Raw genomic sequence first — 13,223 nt, forward strand, 5'->3', positions numbered from 1 at the left:
CGCCTGCAGCGGCTATCCGATTAGTGCAGGAAATTGCAGCCGTGCGCAAGCCGGCGCACCCGCGGCCGGTGCGCGGCCCGCGCGCTCCGCTATAGTGGTGCGCAGGGAGTCCACCGCGCGGGCAGAGACCGGGCGTGGCGAGACCATCCCGGGATCGCGCGCGCCACCGGCAGCGCCCGGCCACCTCCAGTGGAGCGAGACATGCTGCTGCCCCCGACCGCCACGGCCACCATGGCCACCCCCGCGCTGGCCGCCGCCCTGCTGGGCGACCCCGGCCGCCTGGTGTTCGCCTCGACCGACCAGGACCAGGCCCGCGCGGCGGTGGGCGCCGTCTTCAAACCCCATCGGCTCGCCATCGGTGGCAACCGCCTGGCCGCCCGCCTGCACCACGCGCCGCTGGGAGCGGTCTCCTTCAACCGCCTCGCCTACGGTGCAGAGGTGGAGATCGACCCCGGGCCCATGGGTGATTTCCTGCTGGTGCAGATGCCGTTGTCGGGCCAGGCCGACGTCGCCTGCGGTACCCAGCGCATCCTGTCCGACGCCGACCTGGCCTCGGTGCTGACGCCGAGCGACCCCGTGCGCATGCGCTGGAGCGCCGACAATGACCAGCTCATCGTGCGGGTGGAACTGGGCGCGCTGGAACGTGTCTGCGCCGCCTACCTGGGACGGCGCCCCGAGCAGGCGCTGCGCTTCGCCCTGGGCATGGCCTGGCGCCGCCAGGCCGGCTGGTACCAGCTGATGCAATACCTGGCCGACCTGCTGGCCTGCTCACCCGAAGCCGCGCAGCATCCCCTGACCGCCTGCCAGCTCGAGCAACTGGTGATCGGCACCCTGCTGACGGTACAGCCGCACAGCTTGTCGGAGGACCTGCGCGGCCGCGGCAAGCCGCTCGCGCCGCGCCATGTGAAGGTGGTCGAGGAATACATCCACGCCCACGCCGACGACGCGCTGACGCCGGCCCACCTGGCCGAGGTCGCCGGCGTCAGCCTGCGCAGCCTGTACGCAGGCTTCCGCGAACACCGGGGCCTGAGCCCGATGGCCTATCTGCGCGCGGTGCGGCTGGAGCGCGTGCGTCATGATCTGCTCAACGTCGCAGCGGTGGGTTCGGTCAGCACGGCTGCGATGCGCTGGGGCTTCACGCATCTCGGGCGCTTCAGCGCCGAGTATCGGCGAGCGTTTGGGGAGTGTCCGGGGGAGACGTTGAGGAGGAGGGGGTGATCTGGCGGGCTGATGCCTGATGCCTGATGCCTGATGCCTGATGCCTGATGCCTGATGCCTGATGCCTGATGCCTGATGCCTGATGCCTGATGCCTGATGCCTGTATGAGCGTAGGCGGTATTCGGGGCAAGAGACTGTTTCGACTTCCCTGCGGGGAGCCGAAACAGGCCGTTGCCTCGCAAACCAACACCTCCGAACAGAGGGCGGAAGGGTATACAACGTACAACCCTGCCCCAAAAACAAAAACGGCGAACTTACGTTCGCCGTTTCCGCTGCAAAAGGCCACATCACTGCGGCCCAAGGCATCAAAACCTTACACCTTGATCTCGACGTCCACGCCGGCCGGCAGGTCGAGCTTCATCAGCGCGTCGACGGTCTTATCAGTCGGGTCGACGATGTCCATCAGGCGCTGGTGGGTACGGATCTCGAACTGATCGCGGCTGGTCTTGTTGACGTGCGGCGAACGCAGGATGTCGAAGCGCTGGATGCGGGTCGGCAGGGGCACGGGACCCTTGACGATCGCGCCGGTGCGCTTGGCGGTATCCACGATTTCAGCGGCCGACTGGTCGATCAGGCGATAGTCGAAAGCCTTCAGGCGGATACGGATCTTCTGGTTCTGCATGATATTTCCTTAAAAGAGCGATGGGCGGATAGCGCCCGGAAACAGGGAACAAGCCGGCGGTATTGTACGCCGACCTGCTCCAGGAAGTTTGCTTAGTCGATGATCTTTGCCACGACGCCGGCGCCGACGGTACGGCCGCCTTCACGGATAGCGAAGCGCAGACCTTCTTCCATGGCGATCGGGGCGATCAGCTTGACGGTGATCGACACGTTGTCGCCCGGCATGACCATTTCCTTGTCCTTCGGCAGCTCGATCGAGCCGGTCACGTCGGTCGTACGGAAGTAGAACTGCGGACGGTAGTTGTTGAAGAACGGGGTGTGACGGCCGCCTTCGTCCTTCGACAGAATGTACACCTCACCGGTGAAGTGGGTGTGCGGCTTGATCGAGCCCGGCTTGCACAGCACTTGGCCGCGTTCCACGTCTTCACGCTTGGTGCCGCGCAGCAGCAGACCGACGTTGTCGCCAGCCTGGCCCTGGTCCAGCAGCTTGCGGAACATTTCCACGCCCGTGCAGGTCGTCTTCACCGTCGGCTTGATACCGACGATTTCGATTTCTTCACCGACCTTGATCACGCCGCGCTCGATACGGCCGGTCACCACGGTGCCGCGACCCGAGATCGAGAACACGTCTTCCACCGGCATCAGGAAGGTACCGTCAACGGCACGCTCCGGCGTCGGGATGTAGGTGTCCAGGGCGTCGGCCAGGTTCATGATGGCCACTTCGCCCAGCTCGCCCTTGTCGCCTTCCAGCGCCAGCTTGGCCGAACCCTTGATGATCGGGGTGTCGTCGCCGGGGAACTCGTACTTCGACAGCAGCTCGCGAACTTCCATCTCGACCAGCTCGAGCAGTTCAGCGTCGTCCACCATGTCACACTTGTTCAGGAACACGATGATGTAAGGCACGCCAACCTGACGGGCCAGCAGGATGTGCTCGCGGGTCTGCGGCATCGGGCCGTCTGCGGCCGAGCACACCAGGATCGCGCCGTCCATCTGGGCGGCACCCGTGATCATGTTCTTCACGTAGTCGGCGTGGCCCGGGCAGTCAACGTGCGCGTAGTGGCGGTTGGCCGTCTCGTACTCGACGTGGGCGGTATTGATGGTAATACCGCGTGCCTTCTCTTCCGGCGCTGCGTCGATTTCGTCGTACTTCTTGGCGGCACCGCCGAACTTCGCAGCCAGCACCGTCGCGATCGCTGCCGTCAGCGTCGTCTTGCCGTGGTCAACGTGACCAATCGTACCAACGTTCACGTGCGGCTTAGTCCGCTCGAACTTTTCCTTTGCCATGTTTCAGCTCCTAATGGAATACAGTCTGATTCAATTCTTTGCGCCGCCACGCAGGTCATGCGTGGCGGCGCAGCGTTTATTACTTGCCCTTGGCCGTCATCACGGCTTCGGCGATGTTCTTCGGTGCCTCAGCGTAATGCTTGAATTCCATGGTGTACGTGGCGCGACCTTGCGTGGCCGAGCGCAGCGACGTCGAATAACCGAACATTTCCGACAGCGGGACTTCGGCCTTGATGATCTTGCCACCGCCCACCATGTCGTCCATGCCCTGCACGATGCCGCGGCGGGACGACAAGTCGCCCATCACGGTACCCGTGTAGTCTTCCGGCGTTTCCACTTCCACGGCCATCATCGGCTCGAGCAGGACCGGGCTGGCCTTGCGCATGGCTTCCTTGAAAGCCATCGAGCCGGCCATGCGGAATGCGTTTTCGTTCGAGTCCACGTCGTGGTACGAACCGAACGTCAGCGTGACCTTCACGTCCACCACCGGGAAGCCAGCCAGGATGCCGTTCGGCAGCGTGTCGACGATACCCTTTTCGACCGCCGGGATGTATTCGCGAGGAATCACACCGCCCTTGATGGCATCGATGAACTCGAAGCCCTTGCCCGGCTCTTGCGGTTCCAGCGTGATCACAGCGTGACCGTACTGGCCGCGACCGCCCGACTGCTTGACGAACTTGCCCTCGACGCCTTCGGCCGTCTTGCGAATGGTTTCGCGGTAGGCCACCTGCGGCGCGCCGATGTTGGCTTCCACACCGAATTCGCGCTTCATGCGGTCGACCAGAATTTCGAGGTGGAGCTCGCCCATGCCCGAAATGATGGTCTGACCCGATTCTTCATCGGTACGCACGCGGAACGACGGATCTTCAGCGGCCAGGCGGTTCAGGGCGATGCCCATCTTTTCCTGGTCAGCCTTGGTCTTCGGCTCGACAGCCTGCGAGATCACCGGCTCCGGGAACACCATGCGCTCGAGCACGATCGGGGCAGTCGGATCGCACAGCGTATCGCCCGTGGTGGCATCCTTCAGGCCGACCGCAGCGGCGATATCGCCGGCCAGCACTTCCTTGATTTCTTCGCGCTGGTTGGCGTGCATCTGCAGAATACGGCCCAGACGCTCCTTCTTCTGCTTCACCGGGTTGTACACGGTGTCGCCCGAATTGATCTTGCCCGAGTACACGCGGAAGAAGATCAGCTGGCCAACGAACGGGTCGGTCATGATCTTGAACGCCAGTGCCGAGAACTTTTCGTTGTCGTCAGCCTTGCGCTCGAGCTTCTTCTCGCTGTCGTCCTCGTCCGTGCCCTTGACCGGCGGAATGTCGACCGGCGACGGCAGGAAGTCGATCACGGCGTCGAGCATGCGCTGCACGCCCTTGTTCTTGAACGCGGTGCCGCACAGCATCGGCTGGATTTCGCAGGCGATGGTACGGTCACGCAGCGCCTTGACGATCTCGGCGCGGGTCAGCTCTTCGCCGCCCAGGTACTTTTCCATCAGCTCTTCGCTGGCTTCGGCGGCGGACTCGACCATCTTCTCGCGCCATTCGTCAGCGGTGGCTTGCAGCTCGGCCGGGATGTCCTGGTATTCGAACTTCACGCCCTGGCTGGCTTCATCCCAAATGATCGCCTTCATTTCCAGCAGATCGACGACGCCTTGGAAGCCGTCTTCAGCGCCGATCGGCACCACGACGGGCACCGGGTTGGCCTTCAGGCGGGTCTTCAGCTGGTCGTAGACCTTGAAGAAGTTCGCGCCGGTGCGGTCCATCTTGTTGACGAATGCCAGACGCGGCACGCCGTACTTGTTGGCCTGACGCCACACGGTTTCGGACTGCGGCTGCACGCCACCCACTGCGCAGTACACCATGCACGCACCGTCCAGCACGCGCATGGAACGCTCCACCTCGATGGTGAAGTCCACGTGGCCCGGGGTGTCGATGATGTTGAAGCGGTGCTCGGGGTAGTTGCCGCCCATGCCCTTCCAGAAGGCGGTGGTCGCAGCAGACGTGATGGTGATGCCGCGCTCCTGCTCCTGCTCCATCCAGTCCATGGTGGCCGCGCCATCATGCACTTCACCGATCTTGTGGTTCACACCGGTGTAGAACAGGATCCGCTCGGTCGTGGTGGTTTTACCCGCGTCAATGTGAGCCGAAATACCGATGTTACGGTAGCGCTCAATGGGAGTCTTACGAGCCACTTTAATCCTCTATTCGTCCGTGAGACGCCGGCATCTCATCGCCGTCGCCCCTAACACAAACGGGCGAGATGTGTAGGAATACACAGCCCGCCCGGCAACCAACAGCTGTAATCGCGCGCCTTAGAAGCGGAAGTGCGAGAACGCCTTATTGGCTTCGGCCATGCGGTGCACTTCGTCGCGCTTCTTCATCGCGCCGCCGCGGCCTTCGGCAGCTTCCAGCAGCTCACCTGCCAGGCGCAGCGCCATCGACTTCTCGCTGCGTTTCTTCGCGGCCTCGCGCAGCCAACGCATCGCCAATGCCAAACGACGCGACGGACGGACTTCGACCGGAACCTGATAGTTGGCGCCGCCCACGCGACGGCTCTTCACTTCCACCACCGGCTTCACGTTGTTGATTGCAACGGAGAACACTTCGATGGGGGCCTTGCCTGCCTTCTTCTCGATCTGGTCGAACGCGCCGTACACGATGCGTTCGGCAACCGACTTCTTGCCGTCCAGCATCAGCACGTTCATGAACTTGGCAACTTCGACATTGCCGAACTTCGGATCAGGCAGGATCTCCCGCTTGGGGACTTCACGACGACGTGGCATCTTCTTTCCTTTAGATTCAGTTGAGAGCGCGGTAACAGGTTTCCGCTCTCCGGCCACCAACTAGCTTGCCGGCACTGGGCCTGGGCAAATTCGCCGGGTGACCACTTACTCGACGGCACGGCGCTGAACGCTCCGTTGTACCGCCGCCTGGTGACAGCACCATGACGCTGCGCGCCAAGGACCTGCCGCTTGTTGCTTGTCTTGCTTCACTGCTTCGCGACGCCTTGCCGGCGCCACGCGGACAGCCTGTCTTAGGCTGCCTTCGGGCGCTTCGCGCCGTACTTCGAACGCGCTTGCTTACGGTCCTTGACGCCTTGCAGGTCGAGGGAGCCGCGCACGATGTGGTAACGCACACCCGGCAGATCCTTCACACGGCCGCCGCGGATCAGCACGACCGAGTGTTCCTGCAGGTTGTGGCCTTCACCGCCGATGTACGAGATGACCTCGAAACCGTTGGTCAGGCGCACCTTGGCGACCTTACGCAGTGCCGAGTTCGGCTTCTTCGGAGTCGTGGTGTACACGCGGGTGCACACGCCACGACGCTGCGGGCAGTTCTCAAGCGCCGGGCTCTTGCTCTTGATGACTTCCGAGACGCGCGGCTTGCGAACCAGTTGGTTGATAGTTGGCATTGTTCAATCCAGCTTGGTTTTTACGACAAAACACCCTTCCGGGCGCCACGTGGCGGAACCGGAACGGCAACTACGGGTTTTGGGCGGGAACAGTGTGAGCGGGCGCTCTTGAGACGATAGACCGGCGGGAACCAGACTGACCAAAGAACGCGAGCTCGACCGGGATCCCCTGTGCCACACCATGCCACCGCCGCATCACGCGACTGGCCGACGGCGCTTGCCGAAAGCGCATCCGGCCTCACAGGCAGGGTGCAAGATCGACGGGCGAGCGAAATCCAAAGCCAAAAACTCGAATCTGACATGCTAGCAGGCAAACCGTAAACGGTCAAGCACGTTTACGTATACCGTAAAGCCTGACTCAGACGCCCTCGAGCGTCTCCAGAATCTCTTCGCCATAGCGCTCCAGCTTCGCGGCACCGATGCCCGGCACCTCGGCCAGTTCGTCGAGCGTGGCCGGCGCGCTGCGCGCGATCTCCGCCAGCGTGGCATCGTGGAAGATGACGTAGGCCGGCACGCCGTGCTCGCGCGCGGTGGCGGTGCGCCACTTGCGCAGCGCCTCCCAGTTGGCCAGCGCGTCTTCGTCCATGCCGGCGGTATGGTCGGTGCGGCTGCCGCGCGATGCGGAGCGCTCGCCGCCGCGGGCGGGCTTGCTGGCCTGCCGGCGCAGCGTGATGGTGGTCTCGCCGCGCAGCACCTGGCGCGCCGACTCGCCCAGCAGCAGCGCGCCGTGGCCGCCGTGGTCGATCATCAGCAGGCCGTGGGCGATCAGCTGGCGGAAGATGGCATGCCACTCCGCCACCGAGCGGTCGGCACCGATGCCGAAGGTGGACACCTTGTCGTGGCCCCACTGCCGGATCTTCTCCGACGCATTGCCGCGCAGCACGTCGACCAGGTGGGTGGCACCGAAATGCACGCGGCTGGCCTGGGCCACCCGATAGACGCAGGACAGCGCCATCTGCGCCTCGCGCGTGCCGTCCCAGGTGGCCGGCGGCTCCAGGCAGGTATCGCAGTTGCCGCACGGCTCGGACTGCTCGTCGAAATAGGCCAGGATGCGCACGCGGCGGCAACCTGCCGTTTCGCACAGGCCGAGCAGCGCGTCGAGCTTAGACGAGGACACGCGCTTGTGCGCGTCGTCGGCCTCGGATTCGTCGATCATGCGCTTCTGCTGCACCACGTCGCCCAGGCCATAGGCCATCCAGGCATTGGCGGGCAGGCCGTCGCGGCCGGCACGCCCGGTCTCCTGGTAGTAGCCCTCCATGCTCTTGGGCAGGTCGAGGTGGGCCACGAAGCGCACGTCGGGCTTGTCGATGCCCATGCCGAAGGCGATGGTGGCCACCATCACGATCCCTTCCTCCACGCGGAAGCGCGCCTGATACTGTGCGCGCAGTTGCGCATCCATGCCGGCGTGGTAAGGCAGGGCCTTGAGGCCCTGGGCGCCGAGCCAGGCCGCGGTCTCCTCCACCTTCTTGCGCGACAGGCAGTAGATGATGCCGCTGTCATGGGTGCCGTCGGCGTTGGCATGCTCGGCCTTGATGAAAGCCAGCAGTTGCTGGCGCGCATTGTCCTTCTCGACGATGCGGTAGCGGATATTGGGCCGGTCGAAGCTGGAGAGGAAGACGCGTGCATCCTGCAGCGCCAGGCGCTCGGCGATCTCCTGCCGCGTCAGCGCGTCGGCGGTGGCGGTCAGCGCGATGCGCGGTACCTGCGGGAAACGCTCATGCAGCACCGAGAGCTGGATGTATTCGGGGCGGAAATCGTGCCCCCACTGCGATACGCAGTGCGCCTCGTCGATGGCGAACAGGCCCACGCGGGTGCGCTCGAGCAGGTCGAGGAAGCGCGGCGTCATCAGCCGCTCGGGGGCCACGTAGAGGACCTCGAGCCGCCCGGCCAGCAGGTCGCGCTCGACTGCCGAGGCCTCGCTCGAGGTCAGCGTCGAATTGAGCACGGCAGCGCGCACGCCGGCCTCGCTCAGCGCGGCCACCTGGTCCTGCATCAGCGCGATCAGTGGCGACACCACGATGCCCGTGCCCTGGCCTGCACGCTGGCGCAGCAGGGCCGGGACCTGGTAGCAGAGGGACTTGCCACCGCCGGTGGGCATCAGCACCAGGCTGTCGCCGCCGCCGGCCACGTGGTCGATGATTTCGGCCTGCTGTCCGCGGAAGGCGTGGTAGCCAAAGACATCTTTGAGAATGGCCAATGCGGACGACATAGGTGCGGGATCGGGAAAACGGGTGGAGCGGGTACGCCGGAAGGCGTAACCATACCATCAAGCGGGAGACGGATTGCTGCAGATTGTGCCGGCGGCCCGCTGGACGGCAGGCTGCCGCACGTGCGGCGCTGGCATGAAAAAAGCCCGGCGCGAAGGCCGGGCTGGTTCGGTTCGGCGCCGGGGCAGCGATCGCCGCCCCGGCCGGGAAACGCGTCAGGCCGCGTCGCCCTCGCCTTCGGTGGTGGTCGCCTGCACCACCGGCGGCTCGATGAAGAGCGACTGCTCTTCTTCGGCGATCGCCTGGGCGCGTTCGCGCTCGGCCGCCTCGCGCGCCTTGCGGGCACGGTGGTAGGCCAGGCCGGTACCGGCCGGGATCAGACGGCCGACGATCACGTTTTCCTTCAGACCGCGCAGGTCGTCCGTCTTGCCCATGATCGCGGCTTCGGTCAGCACGCGGGTGGTTTCCTGGAACGATGCCGCCGAGATGAAGCTGTCGGTCGACAGCGACGCCTTGGTGATACCGAGCAGCAGGTTCTCGTAGGTGGCCGGACGCTTGCCTTCGGCGATCACGCGGTCGTTCTCGTCGAGCAGCTCCGAGCGCTCCACCTGTTCACCCGGGATGAACTTGGTGTCGCCCACATCCGAGATCTGCACGCGGCGCAGCATCTGGCGCACGATCACTTCGATGTGCTTGTCGTTGATCTTCACGCCCTGCAGACGGTACACGTCCTGCACTTCGTCGACGATGTAGTGCGCCAGTTCCTCGATGCCCTTCAGGCGCAGGATGTCGTGCGGGTCCGCCGGACCTTCCACGATCATTTCGCCCTTGTTCACCACCTGGCCATCGTGCACCAGGACCTGCTTTTCCTTGGCGATCAGGAACTCGTGGGCGTTGCCGTCCAGGTCCGTGATCACCAGGCGCTGCTTGCCCTTGGTGTCCTTGCCGAACGAGGTCGTGCCGGTGACTTCCGCCAGCACGGCGGCGTCCTTCGGCGAACGCGCTTCGAACAGCTCGGCCACACGCGGCAGACCACCGGTAATGTCGCGGGTCTTCTGCGATTCGGTCGGGATACGTGCGAGCACTTCACCCACGTGCACCTGCTGGCCGTCCTTCACGGTGATCAGCGCGCCGACCTGGAAGCCGATGGTCACGGAGTGGTCCGTGCCCGGGATCTTCACTTCCTGGTTGTTGGCGTCGAGCAGCTTCACCTGCGGGCGGATGCCCTTGGTGGCGGCCGTGCGGCGCTTGGCGTCGATCACCACGAGGGTCGACAGGCCCGTCACTTCGTCCATCTGCTTGGCGACGGTCACGCCCTCTTCGACGTTCTCGAACTTGATGGTGCCCGAGTACTCCGAAACGATCGGACGCGTCAGCGCATCCCAGGTAGCCAGCTGCGTGCCGGCCTTGATCGCCTGGCCATCCTGCACCAGCAGCGTGGCACCGTACGGGATCTTGTGGCGCTCACGCTCGCGGCCATGGTCGTCGGTGATCAGCGCCTCGCCCGAACGCGAGATGACGATCAGCTCGCCCTTGGCGTTGGTGACGTAGCGCATGGTCGCCGTGAAGCGCACGGTACCGGTCGCCTTGGCTTCCACGCTCGACGCGACTGCCGCACGCGATGCCGCGCCACCGATGTGGAAGGTACGCATGGTCAGCTGCGTGCCCGGCTCGCCGATCGACTGCGCGGCGATCACGCCCACCGCTTCGCCCGAGTTCACCAGCACGCCGCGGCCGAGGTCGCGGCCGTAGCACTTGGCGCACAGGCCGTAGCGCGTGTCGCAGGACAGCGGTGTACGCACCTTGACCTCGTCCACGCCGATATTGTCGATCAGCTCGACCAGATCTTCGTCCAGCAGGGTGCCGGCCTCGATCGCGGTTTCCTGGGTTTCCGGGTTCACCACGTCGGAGACGGTCACGCGGCCGAGGATACGGTCACGCAGGGCTTCGATCACTTCACCGCCTTCGACCAGGGCCTTCATGGCCACGCCGTTGCTGGTGCCGCAATCGTCTTCCACCACCACCAGATCCTGCGTCACGTCGACCAGACGGCGGGTCAGGTAACCGGAGTTCGCGGTCTTCAGTGCCGTATCGGCCAGACCCTTACGCGCACCGTGGGTCGAGATGAAGTACTGCAGAACGTTCAGGCCTTCGCGGAAGTTCGCCGTGATCGGCGTCTCGATGATCGAGCCGTCCGGCTTTGCCATCAGGCCGCGCATGCCGGCCAGCTGGCGGATCTGCGCCGCGGAACCCCGCGCGCCCGAGTCGGCCATCATGTAGATGGAGTTGAACGACTCTTGCTTGACGGTATTGCCGTTGCGGTCGACCACGTCCTCGTGCTGGAGCTGCTCCATCATCGCCTTGCCCACCTGGTCGCCGGCGGCGCCCCAGATGTCCACGACGTTGTTGTAGCGCTCCTGGTCGGTCACCAGGCCCGACATGTACTGCTTGTCGTATTCCTTCACCTTGGCCGAGGCTTCGGCGATGATCTTTTCCTTCGCGGGCGGCACCAGCATGTCGTCGATCGCGATCGAGATGCCGGCGCGCGTGGCCAGGCGGAAGCCCGACTGCAGCAGCTTGTCAGCGAAGATCACGGTCTCACGCAGGCCGCACTTGCGGAAGGCGGTGTTGATCAGGCGCGAGATCTCCTTCTTCTTCAGCGGCTTGTTCAGCACCGAGAAGGGCAGGCCCTTGGGCAGGATCTCCGACAGGATGGCGCGGCCGACCGTGGTGGCCTGCAGCGTGATCTTGGGCGCGAAGCGGGCGTCGCCCTCGGCGTCCTTGTCCACCAGCTCGAACTCGGTGATACGCACGTTCACGCGGGAAGCCAGCTCGACTTCCTTGTTCTCGTAGGCGCGGATCACTTCGCTGATGTCGGCGAAGGTCATGCCCTCACCGCGGCCGTTGATCTTGTCGCGGGTGGTGTAGTACAGGCCCAGCACCACGTCCTGCGACGGCACGATCGACGGGTCGCCGTTGGCCGGGAACAGCACGTTGTTGGAGGCCAGCATCAGGGTGCGGGCTTCCATCTGCGCTTCCAGCGACAGCGGCACGTGGACGGCCATCTGGTCACCGTCGAAGTCGGCGTTGAACGCCGCGCAGACGAGCGGGTGCAGCTGGATCGCCTTGCCTTCGATCAGCACGGGTTCGAAGGCCTGGATGCCCAGGCGGTGCAGCGTCGGCGCGCGGTTCAGCATCACCGGATGCTCGCGGATCACCTCTTCGAGGATGTCCCACACCACCGGCGTCTGGCTTTCGACTTCCTTCTTCGCCGCCTTGATGGTGGTGGCGATGCCCATCGTCTCCAGCTTGTGGAAGATGAAGGGCTTGAACAGCTCGAGCGCCATCAGCTTGGGCAGGCCGCACTGGTGCAGCTTCAGGGTCGGGCCCACCACGATGACCGAACGGCCCGAGTAGTCGACGCGCTTGCCCAGCAGGTTCTGACGGAAGCGGCCGCCCTTGCCCTTGATCATTTCGGCCAGGGACTTCAGCGGACGCTTGTTGGCGCCGGTCATCGCCTTGCCGCGACGGCCGTTATCCAGCAGCGAATCCACCGCTTCCTGCAGCATGCGCTTCTCATTGCGCACGATGATCTCGGGCGCCTTCAGTTCCAGCAGGCGCTTCAGGCGGTTGTTGCGGTTGATGACGCGGCGATACAGGTCGTTCAGGTCCGAGGTGGCGAAACGACCGCCATCCAGGGGCACCAGCGGACGCAGCTCGGGCGGCAGCACCGGCAGCACTTCCATGATCATCCACTCGGGCTTGATACCCGAGCGCTGGAAGGCCTCCAGCACCTTCAGGCGCTTGGCGAACTTCTTGATCTTGGCTTCGGAGCCGGTGGCCTGCAGCTCGGCGCGGATCTGTTCGATCTGCTTCTCGATATCGATGCCGCGCAGCAGTTCGCGGATGCCCTCGGCACCCATCATGGCGACGAACTCACCCTCGCCGTACTCGTCGCACTTGGCCAGGTAATCGTCCTCGGACATGATCTGGCTCTTCTTGAGCGGGGTCATGCCGGGTTCGATCACCACGAATGCTTCGAAGTACAGCACGCGCTCGATGTCGCGCAGCGTCATGTCGAGCACCATGCCCAGACGCGACGGCAGCGACTTCAGGAACCAGATGTGCGCGGTCGGCGCGGCCAGTTCGATGTGGCCCATGCGCTCGCGGCGCACCTTGGCCAGCGTCACTTCGACGCCGCACTTCTCGCAGATCACGCCACGGTGCTTCAGGCGCTTGTACTTGCCGCACAGGCACTCGTAGTCCTTGATCGGGCCGAAGATCTTGGCGCAGAACAGGCCGTCGCGCTCGGGCTTGAACGTGCGGTAGTTGATCGTTTCCGGCTTCTTCACTTCACCGTACGACCACGAGCGGATCTTCTCGGGCGAGGCCAGGCCGATCTTGATCGCGTCGAACTGCTCTTCCTGCTGTACCTGCTTAAAGAGATCGAGCAATGCTTTCATTGCAACTCCTTGTTTCGCCGCC

At 64.5% G+C, this 13,223-nt stretch carries 8 protein-coding genes; 1 reads left to right on the forward strand and 7 read right to left on the reverse strand.

The genetic code is table 11. The features are described 5' to 3' along the window. The first annotated feature begins 201 nt into the window (after positions 1-201). A complete protein-coding gene (locus tag BKK80_RS19740; RefSeq protein WP_071010147.1) occupies positions 202-1,218 on the forward strand; it encodes an AraC family transcriptional regulator in 1,017 nt (338 codons plus the stop codon). 313 nt (positions 1,219-1,531) lie between these two features. On the opposite strand, the gene rpsJ is transcribed toward BKK80_RS19740, so the two are convergent. The 7 genes from rpsJ to rpoC form a co-directional block, all read right to left on the reverse strand. Next, complete coding sequence (gene rpsJ / locus BKK80_RS19745; RefSeq protein ID WP_006160488.1) at positions 1,532-1,840, reverse strand: 30S ribosomal protein S10; 309 nt, start codon at positions 1,838-1,840, stop codon at positions 1,532-1,534. Positions 1,841-1,932: 92 nt separating this feature from the next. Further along, a complete protein-coding gene (gene tuf, locus BKK80_RS19750) occupies positions 1,933-3,123 on the reverse strand; it encodes an elongation factor Tu (protein WP_071010149.1) in 1,191 nt (396 codons plus the stop codon). A 79-nt stretch (positions 3,124-3,202) separates the two neighbouring features. After that, positions 3,203-5,311: an elongation factor G gene (gene fusA, locus BKK80_RS19755; RefSeq protein WP_071010150.1), complete on the reverse strand. Its 2,109-nt coding sequence runs from the start codon at positions 5,309-5,311 to the stop codon at positions 3,203-3,205. A 120-nt stretch (positions 5,312-5,431) separates the two neighbouring features. Beyond that, complete coding sequence (rpsG, locus tag BKK80_RS19760) at positions 5,432-5,902, reverse strand: 30S ribosomal protein S7 (RefSeq protein WP_006576502.1); 471 nt, start codon at positions 5,900-5,902, stop codon at positions 5,432-5,434. Positions 5,903-6,153: 251 nt separating this feature from the next. Beyond that, complete coding sequence (gene rpsL / locus BKK80_RS19765) at positions 6,154-6,531, reverse strand: 30S ribosomal protein S12 (RefSeq protein ID WP_006576501.1); 378 nt, start codon at positions 6,529-6,531, stop codon at positions 6,154-6,156. Positions 6,532-6,889: 358 nt separating this feature from the next. Continuing rightward, positions 6,890-8,740, reverse strand: coding sequence for a DNA helicase RecQ (gene recQ / locus BKK80_RS19770; protein ID WP_071010152.1), 1,851 nt, complete (start codon positions 8,738-8,740; stop codon positions 6,890-6,892). A 213-nt stretch (positions 8,741-8,953) separates the two neighbouring features. After that, positions 8,954-13,201 carry a DNA-directed RNA polymerase subunit beta' gene (gene rpoC / locus BKK80_RS19775; protein WP_071010154.1) on the reverse strand — a complete coding sequence of 1,416 codons (4,248 nt, stop codon included), beginning with the start codon at positions 13,199-13,201 and terminating at the stop codon, positions 8,954-8,956. Between the last annotated feature and the right edge of the window lie 22 nt (positions 13,202-13,223).

Origin of the sequence: Cupriavidus malaysiensis, assembly GCF_001854325.1 — a bacterium.
Lineage (GTDB): Bacteria > Pseudomonadota > Gammaproteobacteria > Burkholderiales > Burkholderiaceae > Cupriavidus > Cupriavidus malaysiensis.

Excerpts from the sequence above, each read along its gene's own strand:
- BKK80_RS19740 (WP_071010147.1), top strand. The coding sequence starts at position 202 with ATGCTGCTGCCCCCGACCGCCACGGCCACCATGGCCACCCCCGCGCTG.
- rpsJ (WP_006160488.1), bottom strand. The coding sequence starts at position 1,840 with ATGCAGAACCAGAAGATCCGTATCCGCCTGAAGGCTTTCGACTATCGC.
- tuf (WP_071010149.1), bottom strand. The coding sequence starts at position 3,123 with ATGGCAAAGGAAAAGTTCGAGCGGACTAAGCCGCACGTGAACGTTGGT.
- rpsG (WP_006576502.1), bottom strand. The coding sequence starts at position 5,902 with ATGCCACGTCGTCGTGAAGTCCCCAAGCGGGAGATCCTGCCTGATCCG.
- rpsL (WP_006576501.1), bottom strand. The coding sequence starts at position 6,531 with ATGCCAACTATCAACCAACTGGTTCGCAAGCCGCGCGTCTCGGAAGTC.
- recQ (WP_071010152.1), bottom strand. The coding sequence starts at position 8,740 with ATGTCGTCCGCATTGGCCATTCTCAAAGATGTCTTTGGCTACCACGCC.
- rpoC (WP_071010154.1), bottom strand. The coding sequence starts at position 13,201 with ATGAAAGCATTGCTCGATCTCTTTAAGCAGGTACAGCAGGAAGAGCAG.